We start from the raw sequence: 16,804 nt of genomic DNA on the forward strand, positions 1-16,804 counted from the left end.
CGCCGGGCTCTTTGCTGTAGCGGGTCATGGCTGTGGCCCGTCAGACTTACCGGCGCTTATCGCCTCTCGGGTAACAACCTGCCCAGCTTTCGCCAGCTCCGGGTAAGGGCCCACCCCGCGGACTTACCCCCCGTGCGCAGCGACCGGAACGGCGCCCCCAAACCGCGGGACCACCGATGCATCAACGACGGCGGGACCCACTCGGCGCGGAAGCGCACGGACCGGCGGGCGTTGATCCGAAGCGATTCGCGAACGACGGCGATGCGCGGCGCAGCCGGTGTTGTCGCTGGTGGTATGCCACCGCGACCCGCAGGCTGGCCGTACCGATCGCGTTCGAACTCGGAGGTAAGGGATGCGACTGCCACGTGGGCGGCGTCGTCAATGCCTCCTGCCTGCCCCAAGGCGGCGCTGGCACGTAGCCGGGCGGAAAAGTGGCGCGGCGTTTCACTGGGCGCGGAGGGCATGCCGTAATCGGTGGCCAAGTCCTGCAACTCCGCCCACGCAAGCCCGGGAGCCGGGTCCCGGTACCCAGGCGGCGGGGTGCCGGCACGCGCTGGTGGGCGAACAGCGAGCCGCCGGCGGCGCTGCGCTGTCCGGGCCAGCCGGGGAGAGCAGAGGAAGGCAACCAGCAGCAGGATGCCGGCAGCCCCAACACTGATCACGGGAAGTGTGCTGGCCTCGGCGGGACCGGCAACGGCAGCGGCAGCTCCCGCCGTCGGGGTGGCGGTGGGCGCGGGCGCCTCGGGGGTCGCAGCGCTGTTCTTTTCATCGGTGTTTGAGGTGATACTGCCGGGAACCGTGGGATCGGTCGCGTAATCGGGAACAACCCCGCGGGAAGGTGTGGGCTCGAACGGAACCCATCCAAGGCCTTCGAAGTAAAGCTCGGGCCAAGCATGTGCGTCGCGGGCGTCCACCTCATATTCAGGGAATGACCCTTGGCCAACCAGTGCGACGGACTGTCCGGTGGGATGCCCGGGGGCGTAGCCCACAGCAACGCGGCTGGGGATACCCTCAACACGCGCCATGACCGCCATGGCGGAGGAGAAGTGCACGCAGTAGCCGCTCTTGACCGTAAGGAAGTCGGCCAGGACGGAGAGTCCGTTGCCGTCATAGCCGTTTTGGACGGGAGCCTGGAGCGAATACGTGAACTCGCTGGAGCGCAGGTACTTTTGGATGGCCAGCGCCTTGTCGTAGTTGTTGCCGGCGGATGCCGTCACTGTGTTGGCGGTCTTCCGCACGATGTCCGGGAGGTTAGCCGGGATCCGGAGAAAGTCGTTGGAGATGCCGCGGGGAGCGGCGTTGGCCAGCGCCAGGGCTTGGGCGGTTATTTTGGGCGACGCCGAGAAAACCACGTACCGCTGCCCGCGGGTACTGCTGTCCGTGCTCATGATGCTCAAAGTGGCCGGGTCCCACGTCCAACTCCCGCTGAGCCCGTTGACCGACGCGGGGGCGAACGGCGCCGGAAGGTACGGGCTGGTGAACTGGCCGGCGTCGATGGAAGTGACGGCGGGGACGGTGGGGCCCTGCAGGGTGTAGCCGGCGTCGATCTTGTCCGTACCGGGACGGCGTTGACCGGCCCGATCGTCGGGCGACCACGTTTCGCCGTCGAAGCTGTCTATGGTGACCGACCTCAGGTACTCGGCGCTTCCGGAGCTCGTGGCATAGGTGATCCGTCCTGCACCCGTAGGGCTGCGCAGGCTGTTGCCCAAGGTGATCATCGGGTTCAATCCGTTGGCCGTCCCCCAAGGACTCAATCGCGAGCCTTGGGGGAAAGTACCGGAGTCGAAACCCGGAATCGCCAAGGGGACCACCAGAGCCAGTCCAAGAGCCAGCCCGCCGGCCACCATGGAACGCTTGAACTGCGAAGAACCGCGTGTGGAGCCGGACTGCAGGCGAGGGTCATGGGCAAACCACTGGCTGGTACCGAGGATGAGCAGGTAGCCGATCCCCGCCCCGAGGAACCCGGCCACGCCCACACTCTGCGGTTTGACGGTGGCTGGAACCACCATGACAGCAAGTAGCCCCAGACCGCTGACAGCGGGCATGGACAGCGGAACGGCCAGCGCATCCATCAGGATGACCAACAGGCCCAGGCAGGCACACATAACGAAAACAATTCCCGCGTTGGGCGCAACGGGTGCCGTCTCGGAGACTACGGTTTCTGCTGCCCGCTGCATCAGCCTGCCGACGGCGGCCAAGGTAGCCGGGGTGGGGATGAACCCGAGCAGGCTTTCTTGCCTGCAAAAGATGAAACTCAAGATGGCTGCCAGCATGCCCAGCGAGCCGGCGGTGGCCAGCAACGGACGCGCCCTGAGTGAACGGAGGCCAGCCAAGCTCAGTGCGGCCACGGTCACCGTGGTGATCAGTGGCAGCAGCCAAGCCCAGCCCCGGAAAACCCCATTGAGGGACAATGACGAACCCAGGACGGCCACCGCGATGGAACCCGCCATGAGCCACGGGTAGGCACCCGGGCCGGCTGTGCGGGACTCGCGTGTCAGGGTTCCGGACGTGGGCGAGCCCGCTGTGGGGGAGCCTGCTGTCGCTGAGCCCGCTGTTCGGGAGTCCGGCGATGCGCCATCCCCGCCCGGGTTCGGACGTATCCGATGTTCCTGTCCGGCTGTCATCGCGGCACCGCTGCTCCGCGTCGAACGTCCATGGCTGCTCCGGCCGCCGCCACGATGCCGCCTTCTTCGAAGGCCGACCATGCCTGGGCCAATGGTGTCCGGGCTGTCACGGCGGCGGCACGCCACCCGGCCCTGGAGAGAATTTCCACCGCCTCGTCTCGGGTGTGGACCCTGTCAGTCATCACCAGGGCAAAGGCGTTGGCGCCGTAACCTGCCGCCGGTGCGAGGGCCCGGGCTTCAGCTACGGTCAGGTTTCCAACGAGGGCCAAGAGCGGGCCCCGCAGCCGGTGCATGGCAAGTTTGTCCATCAACCCGTCATCGAAGGGGGCGTCGGAGAAATCAGCACCTACCGTTCCGGCGGCCCCGTCATGGTGTTCCTGCTTCTGGTGCTCGGGACGAGCGTGCCGGGGGCCGGTCAGTTCGATCGCGGCAAGCCCCTCCGCGATGGCATGCAAGCCGCCGACCCCGGAGAATTCCTCTGCTTCGGGGTCCGGTGCCGATCGTGAATGCAGGAACGCAGGGTTTCCGAACGCGTCGAGGAGGCGCAGGGAATAGTTCCGCTCCGCCAAGTGGGCCGCGATGGACATGGCCGCTGTGACCATCCACTCAAATCCCGGCCCGGTGATGAGGTCCGAGTCTTCGTCATGGCCGCTGAAGCCCGTGCCGAGCCCGGCAGCGAAGGCGGTGAACCGATGATCGAGGATAACCGTGGCCTCCGGAGTGGTCACCGATTCCTCTTGCCGCACCATGAGTTGCCCGTGCCGCGCGGTCGCCGCCCAGTGCACGCGCCGCATCGGGTCCCCGTGCCGGTACTCCCGGGTCATGATGTCGTCATCACTCGGGTTGGCCCGGACCCGGGTGGCTGTGACGCCGTCGTTGCCCCTGGCCCCGGCCAGGCCCGTCACCGGAAGTTCGACGGCGGCCGGCGTCACCGTGAGGATGTCGCCGTCGCCGATGGAGTGTCGGCGCAAGGACAAGCCGAAAGGGTCGCTGAATTCAGCGGTCACCGGACCGATCCGGAACTGACCGCGCTTGCCGGACCGTAACTGGTACTCGTAGCGGCTGGTCCCGCCTGAAGCGGATCTTGCGGGAAAACGAAAGGCAGGAGGGCTGCCAAATCGCGGAGGTAACTGCTCCTCCATGGTCACATGGCCCGAGTCGAACCCGGAGCGGGCAACCGCTAAGCGAACGGTGGTGGCAGCGGAGGTTTCAACAGTGGACGGGTTGAACTCCCGGTACACCTGAAAGGAGGGCTTGAGCATCCGAACCCCTGCCAAGGAGACTAAAGGTAAGAGGAACAGCAGCACAGCCAAGGTCAGCAGGTCGCGCCTGCCCATCACGGCTGCGCAGCCAAGGGACACCGCACCGCTGGCCAACAGGCCCCACCCGCGGTTGGTGAACAAATGCCTGGGGAGCCACCCCGCTACCGACATCTTCCGTGCCTCCTAACCGGCGCGGCGTTCCCTGGCCCACGCCCCGGCGGGTTCTTTCGCGACGGGAACGGACGTCAGGATGCTGTGGAGAACGCTCTGCGGGGTGTCACCGGAACTTGCGGCTTTGCGCTCGAGGATGATCCGGTGGGCCAGTACGGACTCGGCCACGTCCAGCACGTCGTCGGGCAGCACGAAGTCACGGCCGTCAAGGGCAGCGGTGGCTTTGGCAGCCCGGAGGAGCTGTAGCAAGGATCGCGGGCTGGCCCCCAGGCGCAGGTTCGCGCTGTCCCGGGTGGCACGGCCGATTGCCACCGTATATTCCTTGATGGCAGTGGACACGTAGACCTGCTGGACCATGGCGATCATCGCAGCGACGTCGTTGGCGGTAACCACCGGAGTGACTTTGACCAAGGGGGAGGACGATTGATGTGTTTCCAGCATCTGGATCTCTGCGTCCTTGTCCGGGTAGCCCATGGAGATCCGCGCCATGAAGCGATCACGCTGGGCCTCGGGCAACGGGTAGGTACCTTCCATTTCGATGGGGTTCTGGGTTGCCACCACCATGAAAGGCAGCCCCAACTGATATGACTTCCCGTCCACCGTCACTTGGTGCTCCTCCATGCACTCGAGCAGGGCGGACTGGGTCTTGGCCGAGGCCCTGTTGATCTCGTCACCGATGACGATGTTGGCGAACACGGCACCGGGACGGAACTCGAACTGCCGGGAGGACTGGTTATAAATGGACACCCCCGTGACATCGGAGGGCAACAGGTCCGGGGTGAACTGAATCCGGGAAACGGTGCAATCAACCGTCCTCGCCAAGGTTTTGGCCAACAGGGTTTTCCCTACCCCGGGCACATCTTCGAGCAGAAGGTGGCCCTGGGCGAGGAGCACCGTCAGGGCGAGCTTGGCGGCGTCGGCCTTTCCGTCGATGACCCGGTTGATGGATCCCAGGATGTGCTCGCTGGCCTCGCGGAAGCGCTCGGCGTCCATCGGGTGCTGACCGTGGCCGTTGAGTGCCGCGTCCCGTGGCTGGGCAGGTTGGACTGCGGCCTCACGCTGTGCCTGCTCGAGCCGCTGTGCCTGCTCGAGCCGCTGTGACTGCTCGATGGCGACTGGTCGCTTGGACTCCATGGATTGCCCTTCAGCCGTGGCCGCCTTTGGCAATCCTCCTGGAGCGTTGCCAATGCGGGCTTTCCGTCCAGCCTACCTAGACAATGGCTTCGGCAGACAGAGTGCCCACGGAATTTCTGCGCAGCCGGATTAAGGTGGGAGCATGTGCAATTCCCTCGCTCCTGCTCCCTACCGTGCTCGTGATGACGAGCACGAGGCCCTCCCTGCGGAAACAGGTACGTCCCGCAAGGATTACCCACCGGCGCCAGAACCCCTGCCGGTGCCAGTGATGGACAACCACACCCACCTGGACTTCCGGCACGGCGTGATTGAGGTATCGGTCCGCGATGCCCTGGATGCTGCGGAGAGCGTGGGGGTGCAGGGTGCCGTCCAGGTTGGCTGCGACCTCGAATCGTCCCGATTCACTGTCAAAGCGGTCGACGCCGATCCCCGCCTCCTCGGGGCCGTCGCCATCCACCCGAACGACGCACCGGAGTACGCCGAGAGGGACGAATTGGAAACAGCTCTCGCCGAGATCGAGCAACTGGCCGGCCACCCGAGGATTCGCGCCATTGGCGAGACCGGCTTGGACTTCTTCCGAACCCAGGGCGAAGGGTTGGCCCATCAGCGGTATTCATTCCGCAGGCACATCGACATTGCCAAGAGACTGGACCTGACGTTGCAGATCCATGACCGGGACGCCCACGATGACGTGGTGCAGGTCCTCCGTGAGGAAGGTGCGCCTGGCCGCGTGGTCTTCCACTGTTTTTCCGGCGATGAAGAGCTGGCCAGGACGTGCAACGAGCACGGCTGGTACATGTCCTTCGCCGGCACCATGACATTCAAGAATGCAGGGAACCTCCGCGCGGCGTTGGCCGTGGCAGAACCGGGGAGGATCCTGGTGGAGACCGACTCGCCATTCCTGACGCCCCACCCGCATCGTGGCCGTCCGAACGCCAGTTACATGGTTCCCTACACTGTCCGGGCCATGGCCGACGTGACAGGAAGTGACCTCGCGGAACTCTGTTCGCGGCTGGCGAAAAATACCGTGGATGCCTACGGATCTTGGGCCTAATCCGCGCTTTTTAGCCGGTCTGCCGGACGTCCTCGCAGGTTCCTTAGGGGATACCCGGTATGCAGAAGGCTTGGATGGTTTATAACGGATCGGTTACTGTGTTAAACAAGTAGCCGGGGTCGGGGAAGGCCTTCGGACAGCTGGCCTGCTGATGCAGGCCCTCAGTTCAACGATGTGAAACGGCGCAAACGGCCGGCAGTAAAAGGCGGGACCAGGCTTACATGCCTGGCCCCAACGTTTTGCGGCCACGTTCGTTTTTGTGCTCTTCCCCGTGCCTGGATGGTCTAAGAGTAATGGGCAATCGTGATCAAGTTCTTCACAACGGATGGCAAGTTCAGCTTCCTCAAAGTCGGTGTCCAAGTGTTGGTTGTCGCAGCACTGGTGGTTGGAGTTGTCGCCTTCGTCGGCAACAACAAGACCGTAACCCTCAACGTTGACGGCAAGGTGAGCTCCATCCAGACCTTCGGTGGCACAGTTGACCAGGTGGTCAAGGCTGCAAAGGTCGAGCTGAAGAACGCGGACCGCGTCTCACCGGCACTGGATGCCAAGGTGGATAACGGCTCTGTGGTGAACGTGAACCTCGCAAAGGCGGTGTCCATTGACCTGGACGGCGCCCGCAAGACGGTCACCACCACGTCCCCGGACGTTGCCGGACTGGTGTCCGAGCTTGGCGTAGCCAGCACGTCCAAGGTTTCCCAGCCCAAGGATGCCTCGCTGGCAGTCAACGGTTCGTTCGTCTCCATCTCCACGCCCAAGACCATCAGCATCGTTGCTGACGGCAAGGACACCAACACCACCACGACGGCGCCCGACGTCGCCACAGTATTGAAGGACGCCGGTGTTAAGTTGGGCGCTGATGACCGGGTCTCCCAGCCGGGCAACGCCCCGGTCATCCAGGACATGGTGATCAAGGTCTCCCGCGTGGACACCAGCAAGACCGCCCAGGCCACCGAAGATGTCCCCTTCGACAGTGTGAAATCGGACAGTGCCGACCTGTTCAAGGGCGACCAAAAGGTCACCCAAGCCGGTGTGGCCGGCTCTTTGGTCAAGACGTTCAAGCTGGTCCTCGTTGATGGCCAGGAAGCATCCCGTGAACTCGTTTCCAGCAATGTGACCACCCAGCCTGTTACCGAGAAGATCAGCGTGGGCACCAAGGACCGCCCGGCTCCAACCCCGGCTCCTGCTGCGGCTGCCTCAGCTCCTGTTTCGAGTGGACCCACCGGCGCCCCGAACGAAGCAATGTGGGACAGGATCGCCCAGTGTGAGTCCGGTGGAAACTGGGCCATCAACAGCGGCAACGGATACTACGGTGGCCTCCAGTTCTCTGGTTCGACGTGGCTGGCCAACGGTGGTGGCGCCTACGCTCCCACCGCAAACCTTGCCAGCAAGGCACAGCAAATCGAGATCGCCAACCGTCTCTACGCCCGGAACGGCCTCAGCGACTGGGGCTGCGCGCACGCAGCCTGACCCGTTCGCCGGAGATCCGGCACAGGGGATGTCCGGCACAGACGATACGATACCTAGGTGACTGAACCGAATTCCCAGCCCGCCGCCGTCGCGCCTTTGCTTGGCGCCTCCGACATCCGGCGACTTGCCGAGGAAATCGGGGTCCGTCCCACCAAGACCTTGGGCCAGAACTTCGTGATCGACGGAAACACGATCCGCCGGATTGTGTCCACCGCCGGCATCGGGCCTGATGAAACGGTGCTGGAGGTAGGGCCCGGGCTGGGCTCGCTCACCCTTGGACTACTTGATGCCGCGAGTGCGGTGGTTGCCGTGGAGATCGATCCCGTGCTCGCGGCCAAGCTCCCGGAGACAGTCAGCGCGTGGCGCCCGGGGGCGGAAAGCAATTTCCACCTCGTGTTGTCCGATGCCATGAAGGTCACCGAACTGCCCGTGCAGCCGACGGCCCTGGTGGCGAACTTGCCCTATAACGTTGCAGTGCCTGTGGTGCTCCACCTGTTGCAGCACTTTCCGAGCCTCCAGCACGGTCTGGTGATGGTCCAGGATGAGGTGGCCGATCGCTTGGCCGCCGGCCCCGGGTCCAAGGTCTACGGAGTTCCTTCGGTCAAGGCCGCTTGGTATGGCCGTATGCGCAAAGCCGGTGTCATTGGCATGAACGTTTTCTGGCCCGCGCCCAAGATCCAGTCCGGCTTGGTGTCCTTCACCCGGCATGACCCGCCAGCCACCCACGCCACCCGCGAACAAGTGTTCGCCGTCATCGACGCAGCCTTTGCGCAACGGCGCAAAACCCTGCGTGCAGCGCTGGCTGGCTGGGCCGGAAGCGCACCAGAAGCTGAGCGTTTCCTGGTCACGGCCGGCGTCGACCCCACTGCCCGCGGCGAGGTGCTCGATATCTCGGCCTATGTCAGAATCGCCGAAGCCCGCCACCCCGTGGAAGCATGAACCCGGGTACCCGAAAACCAGCCGGCCTGCCATACGCGGGTGACCGCTTCCATGCCCGTACCGTGCGCGTCAAGGCGCCGGGAAAGGTAAACGTCTCGCTCAGTGTGGGCCCCCTGCGCCCTGATGGTTACCACTCGGTGGCCAGCGTGTATCTCGCGGTTTCCCTGTACGAGGAAGTGGCGGCCACCAGTACGGAGGCCGGAGGGATCACAGTGAGCATCAGCCCGGACAGCACGTTGGACCTCGACGGCGTGGAGATTCCGCTGGACGAGCGGAACCTCGCCTACAAGGCGGCAGCGATCATGGCGGAGGTGTCCGAGAAGCCCACCGGGGTGCACTTGGAAATCACCAAGCGGGTGCCTGTGGCCGGCGGGATGGGCGGCGGATCTGCGGACGCCGCAGCCACGTTGCTTGCCTGCGATGCCTTGTGGAACAGCGGACTTTCCCGTGAAGAACTGGCCCATCTGGCGGCAGAGTTGGGCGCGGACGTGCCTTTCGCGCTCCTCGGCGGCACCGCCGTCGGGCTTGGCGTGGGCGATAAGTTGTCACCGGCGCTGGCCAAGGCGCAGATGGATTGGGTCTTGGTTTTTGCCGATTACGGGCTCTCCACGCCGGACGTTTTCCGCACGCTTGACGGGCTCAGGGACTCCGAAGGCCTGGACATACCTGAGCCCGTGGAGGTGGAGCCGACCATCCTGCAGGCCCTCCGCCACGGGGATCCCGAGCAGTTGAGCCGGGTCCTCATTAATGATTTGCAGCGGGCATCCATTGCCTTGGCGCCGCAACTTCGCGATGCCATAGGGCTCGGCGAAGCCCGCGGTGCCTTGGCGGGAATGGTGTCCGGGTCCGGGCCCACCATCGCGTTGCTCGCGCGGGACTCCGTTTCCGCAAGTGTCCTCGCCGAGGAACTGACGCACCGCGGGCACACCGCCGTCGCAGTCCACGGCCCTGTACCCGGGGCACGGATCATCTCCGATACCCTCCTTTAGTACCTCCGCGTTCCAGCTGTAGAAAGTAGTACCCATTGGCCCACCTGCTCGGCGGCGAAAACCTCACCGTTTCGTTCGCGACCCGCACTGTCCTCGACGGCGTCACCCTCGGTTTGGAGGATGGCGACCGCATCGGCATGGTGGGGCGCAACGGTGACGGAAAGTCCACGCTCATGCGCCTGCTCGCGGCCCGGGCAACGCCGGATTCGGGCCGGGTGACCAAACGCGGCGACGTCACCGTTGGCTACCTCGACCAAAGCGACGTGCTCGACGGCGACCTGACAGTCGGCGCCGCGATCGTCGGTGACCAGGCCGATCACGAATGGGCAGCGAACCCGAAGATCCGCGAAATCATGGGTGGGCTGGTGGGCGACGTCGATTGGCACGCCAACGTCCACGCGCTCTCGGGTGGCCAGAAGCGGCGCGTTGCGCTGGCCAAGCTCCTCATCGGTGACCACGACGTCATCATGCTGGACGAACCCACCAACCACCTCGACGTCGAAGGCGTCGCTTGGCTGGCCAGGCACCTCAAGACGCGCTGGCGTACCAACCAGGGCGCGTTCCTGGTGGTCACGCACGATCGCTGGTTCCTGGACGAAGTGTGCAACTACACCTGGGAAGTCCACGACGCCATGGTGGACATGTTCGACGGCGGATACGCCGCCTACGTTTTGGCGCGCGCCGAGCGCGACCGCATGGCCGCCGTCGTCGAGGGCAAGCGCCAGCAGTTGGTCAAGAAGGAACTGGCGTGGTTGAGGCGAGGCGCCCCGGCCCGGACGGCCAAGCCGAAGTTCCGGATCGAAGCCGCCAACGATCTCATAGCCGACGTGCCGGATCCGCGCGACTCCGTTGCCCTCAGCAAGATGGCCACCGCACGCCAGGGTAAGGACGTCCTTGACCTCGAGAACGTGACGCTGGACTTCCTCGACGGCGAGGAGGGGCAGAAACTGTTCGACAACATCACCCTCCGGCTTGCCCCAGGCGAACGGCTTGGTTTGGTGGGCGTGAACGGCGCAGGCAAATCCACCTTGCTGAAGCTGCTCAACGGTGAAATCCAACCCACCACCGGCAAGGTCAAGCGCGGAAAAACCGTGGTTACCGCCTTCCTCACCCAGGAGGTGAAAGAGCTCGACGACGTCTCGGACCTGCGCGTCATCGAGGTCATCGAGCGGGAGAAACGCTCCTTCAGCGTAGGCGGCAAGGAATTCACCGCCGGACAACTGGTGGAGCAACTCGGTTTCACCAAGGAAAAGCAATGGACTCCCGTATCGGATCTCTCCGGTGGTGAACGACGCCGGCTGCAGCTCCTGCGGTTGTTGGTGGGGGAGCCCAATGTGCTCATGCTCGACGAACCCACTAACGACCTCGACACCGACACGCTCGCCGCCGTCGAAGACGTCCTGGACGGCTGGCCGGGGACGCTGGTGGTTGTCAGCCACGACCGATACCTGCTCGAACGCGTCACGGACCATCAGATGGCGCTGCTTGGCGATGCAAAACTCCGTGGTTTGCCTGGCGGTGTGGATCAGTACCTCGAACTCCGCGAGGCTGCCTTGGCTTCCGGTGGCATGGGCGGGGGGCCGGGTGCCCCCACGGCCACGAGCGGTTCTTCTGCATCGGCGTCGTCCGCCCCGTCCGGGGCCAGCGAATCCGAAAAGCGTGAAGCGCGCAAGGACCTCAACCGGATCGACCGGCAGCTTGGCAAAATAGCGCAGCAAGAAGAAAAGCTTCACACCCAAATGGCGGCGAAATCCGAAGCCGGGGAATTCGATGCGCTCGGCGAACTGAACGCCAAACTGCAGGAGTTGCTGGACGAGAAGGAAGGCCTCGAGCTCGAATGGCTGGAGGCCGCGGAGGTGCTCGGGGAGTAGCCCGGCGTTTCCGTAGCTAGGCACAGGAGCTAGTTAGGCCCCGGAGCGCAGCTCGGGTTCCTTTTGCAACCCGGTCAGTCCGTTCCACGCCAGGTTCACCAAGTGCGCGGCCACTGCGCTCTTATCCGGCGTGCGGCTATCGAGCCACCATCGGCCCGTCATGGCCACCATGCCAACGAGCATCTGTGCGTACATGGCACCGTCAGCGGAACTGAATCCCCTGCGGGCGAACTCATCGGACAACAGGTGTTCCACCCGGACGGTGACATGCGACAGGAGCGTCGAGAACGCGCCTTCGGGCTGTGATGGCGGCGCATCCCGGATGAGGATCCGGAATCCGTCAGTACGCTGTTCGATGTAGCCAAGCAGTGCCAGTGCCGCGCGCTCCACAAGAACCCGGGGGTTGGCATCGGTGCTGAGCGCTTCGGTGATGGAGTCGAGCAAGATTCGGAATTCATGCTCCACCACCTCCCGGTAGAGGCCTTCCTTGGACCCGAAGTGTTCGTAGATCACAGGTTTGGAGACTCCGGCCTTGGCGGCGATCTCCTCGATGGTCGTTGCGTCGAGCCCCCGCACGGCGAAGAGGGAGCGGCCAATGCCGATCAGTTGCGCCTTTCGCTGGTGCCCTGTCATCCGAATGCGGGCCGCCGGCACCCTTGTGGAGGCTTCGATAGCGGCTTCCACGCCAACAGAACCGGTTGGGGCCTGGGGGAGGTTGGTGGGCTTGCTCACGTGTCCATCATGCCGCAAGGGCCTGTTGAACGCGGGCAACGGCTGCGGGAAGGGCATGTCCGGCAGGGAGTAAAAACCGGTCAAGTCGCGAAGCACGCAATGGTCATGGCAAACTAGATTCTTGTGTGTGCATCCCGGTCATCCGGGAAGCTGTCCGGGCTGGCGCCCTGGCTGCGGAAACACGCACAGTCCGCTCTGGTGTAATGGCAGCACCCCGGCCTTTGGAGCCGTGGAGTATAGGTTCGAATCCTATGGGCGGAACGGTCGGAAAACGCGCTCCTCTCTGTACCTGGAACGGCTCGAACGGTGCCTGGGTCCATTGTTGGATGTGGCATTCCGAAGCCGGGTCACCCGGGACATACCGAGCAAGGAGAGCCAGTACGTGAGCCCCGAAACCACCGGTCCCGCAGCGGTGATCGTCTTGGCCGCAGGTGCAGGAACCCGCATGAAGTCGCGGACTCCCAAAATTCTCCACGAAATCGGTGGCCGCTCCATGGTCGGGCACGCGCTCTTGGCGGCACGATCCATCGAACCGCAGAAGCTTGCCCTGGTGGTCCGCCATGAGCGGGACCGCGTGGCCGAGCATGTCGCAGCTTTGGACCCGGATGCCCTGATTGTTGATCAGGACGACGTTCCCGGCACCGGACGCGCGGTGGAAGTTGCCCTCAGCGCCCTTGACGCCCAAGCCGATGTCACCGGCACCGTGGTAGTGACCTATGGCGATGTTCCCCTTCTCACCGGCGAACTTCTCGGCGAGCTCGTGGCCGCGCACGAGGACGAAGGCAACGCTGTTACCGTCCTCACCGCTGTCCTGGATGACGCCACGGGTTATGGCCGCATCCTCCGTGCCGAGGACGGGACAGTAACAGGCATCCGCGAGCACAAGGATGCAAGCGACGCTGAGCGCGGCATCCGTGAGATCAACTCCGGAATTTACGCTTTCGACGCCGCAGTGCTGCGGACTGCGTTGGCCAAAGTGACCACCGATAATGCCCAAGGCGAGATGTACTTGACTGACGTCTTGGGCTTGGCGCGCGACGCCGGCGGCCGGGTTGCCGCCGTCGTCACCGAAGACCGCTGGCAGGTTGAGGGCGCCAACGACCGCATTCAGCTTTCGGCCCTTGGTGCAGAGCACAATCGCCGCATCGTCGAGTCCTGGATGCGGGCGGGCGTCACCGTGGTGGACCCTTCCACCACGTGGATCGACTCCACCGTCACACTCGACGAGGACGTCCGGCTGTTGCCCAACACGCAACTTCACGGCGCCACCACAGTGGCGCGCGACGCCGTCGTCGGCCCCGATACCACGCTGACCGACGTCAAGGTGGGCGAGGGCGCCAAGGTGACCCGCACGCACGGCTCCGGTTCGACGATCGGCGCCAAGGCAAGCGTTGGACCGTTTACGTACCTCCGCCCCGGAACGGTGCTGGGGGAGACGGGCAAGATCGGTGCGTTCTATGAGACCAAGAACGTGACGATCGGCCGCGGCTCCAAGCTTTCCCACCTTGGCTACGCCGGCGACGCCGAGATCGGCGAGGACACCAACATCGGCTGCGGGAACATCACGGCAAATTACGACGGCGAGAAGAAGCACCGTACGGTCATCGGCTCGGGGGTCCGTACCGGATCCAACACGGTATTCGTTGCCCCCGTGACAGTTGGCGATGGTGCCTACAGCGGTGCCGGAGCCATCATCCGGAAGGACGTCCCCGCCGGCGCCCTGGCCTTGAGTCTTGCCGCGCAGCGCAACGCAGAGGGTTGGGTCATCGCCAACCGCCCGGGCACGGCGTCGGCCGACTTGGCACAGAATGCGCAGGCAACCGCCTCCGCCTCCACTTCCCCAGAATCTCCGGCAACAACAGAAGAGGGCACACAGGCATGAGCGAAATTACCGCACACGGCGAGAAGAAACTGATTCTCGCCGCCGGACGGGCGCATCCGGAACTGGCGCAGGAAATCGCGAAGGAGCTGGAGACGGAACTCCTTCCTATCGACGCTTATGACTTCGCCAATGGGGAAATTTACGTCCGTTCGGCCGAGAGCGTCCGAGGCACCGACGCCTTCGTCATCCAGGCCCACCCGGCTCCCCTGAACAACTGGCTCATGGAGCAGTTGATCATGATCGACTCCCTGAAGCGCGCCTCTGCCAAGAGGATCACTGTTGTATCGCCGTTCTACCCGTACTCCCGCCAGGACAAGAAAGGCCGTGGCCGCGAGCCCATTTCGGCCCGCCTCGTGGCTGACCTCTACAAGACGGCCGGCGCGGACCGCATCATGTCCGTTGACCTGCACACCTCGCAGATCCAGGGCTTCTTTGACGGCCCCGTCGACCACCTGATGGCGATTCCGCTGCTTGCCGATTACATCCGCACCAAGGTCGAAGCGGACAACATCACCGTTGTTTCCCCTGACACTGGCCGTGTCCGTGTCGCCGAGCAGTGGGCCGAGCGCTTGGGCGGTGCCCCGCTGGCGTTCGTCCACAAGAGCCGTGACCTCACGGTCCCCAACCAGGCTGTCTCCAAGACTGTTGTTGGCCAGGTTGAAGGCCGGACATGCGTGCTGATCGACGACATGATCGACACCGGTGGAACCATCTCCGGCGCCGTCCAGGTGTTGAAGAACGCCGGTGCCAAGGACGTCATCATCGCCTGCACGCACGCAGTGTTCTCCGATCCCGCAGCCCAGCGCCTGGCCGATTCCGGTGCCCGCGAAGTCGTCGTCACCAACACCTTGCCCATCCCGGCCGAGAAGCGTTTCCCGTCCCTGACGGTGTTGTCCATCGCGCCGCTGATTGCCCGCGCCATCCGCGAAGTGTTCGACGACGGTTCGGTCACCAGTTTGTTCGACGGCAAAGCGTAGCTTTGGCCTACTGAAACAACCACTGATGCAGGACGGGTCAGTCGCCGCCTCCGGGTGTGCGGCTGGCCCGTTTCGTTTGTCCGTTTTCAGTAATCAGGCGGTCCACTGATAAACTCTCGGGGATACCTTGGCGAGGGAGAGCACATCCGGTTCGCGTTAGTGGACCTGGGTTGCGGGTCTCCGTTATCGACTGGGTCTGCACCTCCTTCAACACAGGCGGAACGGCTGCACTGCAGCTGGTCTCGGCCGGGCGTAGAAGGTCTCCAGACCTCCGCCCTTGCTGATAGACCAGTCCGGAACATTCCGGACGCCACAGTAATCAAGGAGTACTCATGTCTGAGCAGAAGCTCACCGCAGAACTGCGCACCGAATTCGGCAAGGGATTTGCCCGCCGTGCACGCATGGCCGGCCAGATCCCTGCCGTCATCTACGGCCACGGTGCAGAGCCCATCCACATCAACCTGCCGGGCCGCGCCACCACGCTGGCAGTCCGCGTCTCCAACGCCCTCTTGGCGATCGACGTCGACGGCCAGCAGCACCTCACGCTCGTCAAGGACATCCAGCGCGATCCCGTAAAGCAGATCATCGAGCACGTTGACCTGCAGACCGTCCAGGCCGGCGAAAAGGTTACGGTTGACATCGCCATCCACGTGAGCGGCGAAGTTGCTCCCGGTGCTGTTGCCAGCCTCGAGGCAACTACGGTTTCCCTCGAGTCCGAGGCAACCCACGTTCCCACCGCCGTCGAGGTCAGCATTGAAGGCCTCAAGGCCGGCCAGAACATCCACGCAGCAGACCTCAACCTTCCCAAGGGTTCCACGCTGCTCACCGAAGGCGACACCCTCGTGGTCCGCATCGCTGAAGCTGCAGGTTCGGAAGAAGAAGAGTCCGGCGAAGCAGCTGCAGAGTAGTCGTTTGACTGCTTGAGTCGCATGCCGTTGAGTGGCCGGGTACCTTTGGGTCCCGGCCACTTGCTTTGCCCGGCCCGGCGATGCCCGCCTGACGATGACCAGACCATTTCCTAGGATGAAACCATGACAGAGACGTGGCTGATTGTCGGCCTTGGCAATCCCGGCGCAGAGTACAGCAACAACAGGCACAACGTGGGCCAGATGGTGTTGGACGAGTTAGCCTCCCGCATGAGCGGGAAATTCAAGGTTCACAAGTCCCGCGCCCAGGTAGTGGAGGGGCGGCTGGGCATTGGCGGCCCGCGCGTGGTGTTGGCCAAGCCCATGACGTACATGAACACTTCAGGCGGACCAGTGTCCGGCTTGGCCCAGTTCTTCGACATTGCTCCCGATCATGTCATTGCTGTTCATGACGAAATCGACATCCCATTTAACACGGTCAAGTTAAAACTCGGTGGGGGCGAGGGCGGCCATAACGGGCTCCGCGACATCTCCAAAGCACTCGCAACCAAGGATTACCTCCGGGTCCGGGTTGGGGTGGGGCGCCCGCCGGGCCGGATGGAGACTGCCGATTATGTCCTGCGCGATTTTGCCACCACGGAAAAGAAAGAGTTGCCCTTCCTCGTGCATGAGGCTGCCGATGCGGTGGAGCTTCTCATGGCCGAAGGCCTCCTGGCTGCACAACAGAAGCACCACCCCGCCAAGGACTGAACGATAGGCTTGCAGCGACACGGAATCTTGAGCCAATCTTGAGGAAAGCCTGATCAAAGCCTGACAGTCCGGGGCGGCCCAAGCCC

General features: G+C 64.1%; 13 protein-coding genes and 1 tRNA gene. 10 read left to right on the forward strand and 4 right to left on the reverse strand.

What is annotated here, in order from left to right; all coding sequences use genetic code 11:
• Positions 1 to 56: 56 nt before the first annotated feature.
• The 3 genes from QRN04_RS01670 to QRN04_RS01680 are packed head-to-tail and all read right to left on the reverse strand — an operon-like array spanning position 57 to position 5,191.
• Positions 57 to 2,624 carry a transglutaminase TgpA family protein gene (locus QRN04_RS01670; protein ID WP_502868744.1) on the reverse strand — a complete coding sequence of 856 codons (2,568 nt, stop codon included), beginning with the start codon at positions 2,622 to 2,624 and terminating at the stop codon, positions 57 to 59.
• The gene (locus tag QRN04_RS01675) at positions 2,621 to 4,057 is read right to left on the reverse strand and encodes a DUF58 domain-containing protein (RefSeq protein ID WP_284974408.1); all 1,437 of its coding nucleotides are present in this window, start codon (positions 4,055 to 4,057) and stop codon (positions 2,621 to 2,623) included. Before QRN04_RS01675 ends, QRN04_RS01670 begins: the two co-directional genes overlap by 4 nt.
• 12 nt (positions 4,058 to 4,069) lie before the next feature.
• The gene (locus QRN04_RS01680; RefSeq protein ID WP_284974409.1) at positions 4,070 to 5,191 is read right to left on the reverse strand and encodes an AAA family ATPase; all 1,122 of its coding nucleotides are present in this window, start codon (positions 5,189 to 5,191) and stop codon (positions 4,070 to 4,072) included.
• Positions 5,192 to 5,333: 142 nt separating this feature from the next.
• On the opposite strand from QRN04_RS01680, the gene QRN04_RS01685 reads away from it, so the two are divergent.
• The 5 genes from QRN04_RS01685 (at position 5,334) to QRN04_RS01705 (ending at position 11,511) form a co-directional block, all read left to right on the forward strand.
• Entirely contained in the window at positions 5,334 to 6,245 is a 912-nt protein-coding gene (locus tag QRN04_RS01685; RefSeq protein ID WP_284974410.1) for a TatD family hydrolase, read from the forward strand.
• Between the two features lie 303 nt (positions 6,246 to 6,548).
• Positions 6,549 to 7,712: a resuscitation-promoting factor gene (locus tag QRN04_RS01690; RefSeq protein WP_284974411.1), complete on the forward strand. Its 1,164-nt coding sequence runs from the start codon at positions 6,549 to 6,551 to the stop codon at positions 7,710 to 7,712.
• Positions 7,713 to 7,769: 57 nt separating this feature from the next.
• On the forward strand, positions 7,770 to 8,651 hold the full coding sequence (gene rsmA, locus QRN04_RS01695; protein ID WP_284974412.1) for a 16S rRNA (adenine(1518)-N(6)/adenine(1519)-N(6))-dimethyltransferase RsmA: 882 nt from the start codon (positions 7,770 to 7,772) through the stop codon (positions 8,649 to 8,651).
• Complete coding sequence (locus QRN04_RS01700; protein WP_284974413.1) at positions 8,648 to 9,640, forward strand: 4-(cytidine 5'-diphospho)-2-C-methyl-D-erythritol kinase; 993 nt, start codon at positions 8,648 to 8,650, stop codon at positions 9,638 to 9,640. Before rsmA ends, QRN04_RS01700 begins: the two co-directional genes overlap by 4 nt.
• Positions 9,641 to 9,675: 35 nt before the next feature.
• Positions 9,676 to 11,511, forward strand: coding sequence for an ABC-F family ATP-binding cassette domain-containing protein (locus QRN04_RS01705; RefSeq protein ID WP_284974414.1), 1,836 nt, complete (start codon positions 9,676 to 9,678; stop codon positions 11,509 to 11,511).
• Between the two features lie 33 nt (positions 11,512 to 11,544).
• Here QRN04_RS01705 and QRN04_RS01710 read toward each other — a convergent pair whose 3' ends face one another.
• A complete protein-coding gene (locus tag QRN04_RS01710; RefSeq protein ID WP_284974520.1) occupies positions 11,545 to 12,144 on the reverse strand; it encodes a TetR/AcrR family transcriptional regulator in 600 nt (199 codons plus the stop codon).
• 288 nt (positions 12,145 to 12,432) lie between these two features.
• Between QRN04_RS01710 and QRN04_RS01715 the strand changes: the two genes are divergently transcribed.
• The 5 genes from QRN04_RS01715 (at position 12,433) to pth (ending at position 16,718) form a co-directional block, all read left to right on the forward strand.
• Positions 12,433 to 12,504 (forward strand) — tRNA-Gln (locus QRN04_RS01715).
• 121 nt (positions 12,505 to 12,625) lie between these two features.
• Positions 12,626 to 14,125 carry a bifunctional UDP-N-acetylglucosamine diphosphorylase/glucosamine-1-phosphate N-acetyltransferase GlmU gene (glmU, locus tag QRN04_RS01720; RefSeq protein WP_284974415.1) on the forward strand — a complete coding sequence of 500 codons (1,500 nt, stop codon included), beginning with the start codon at positions 12,626 to 12,628 and terminating at the stop codon, positions 14,123 to 14,125.
• Entirely contained in the window at positions 14,122 to 15,102 is a 981-nt protein-coding gene (locus QRN04_RS01725; RefSeq protein WP_011774071.1) for a ribose-phosphate diphosphokinase, read from the forward strand. Before glmU ends, QRN04_RS01725 begins: the two co-directional genes overlap by 4 nt.
• Before the next feature lie 332 nt (positions 15,103 to 15,434).
• Complete coding sequence (locus tag QRN04_RS01730; protein ID WP_284974416.1) at positions 15,435 to 16,010, forward strand: 50S ribosomal protein L25/general stress protein Ctc; 576 nt, start codon at positions 15,435 to 15,437, stop codon at positions 16,008 to 16,010.
• Between the two features lie 123 nt (positions 16,011 to 16,133).
• Positions 16,134 to 16,718, forward strand: coding sequence for an aminoacyl-tRNA hydrolase (gene pth / locus QRN04_RS01735; protein ID WP_284974417.1), 585 nt, complete (start codon positions 16,134 to 16,136; stop codon positions 16,716 to 16,718).
• Positions 16,719 to 16,804 lie beyond the last annotated feature (86 nt).

Origin of the sequence: Arthrobacter sp. efr-133-TYG-104 (genome assembly GCF_030208915.1) — a bacterium.
GTDB lineage: Bacteria > Actinomycetota > Actinomycetes > Actinomycetales > Micrococcaceae > Arthrobacter.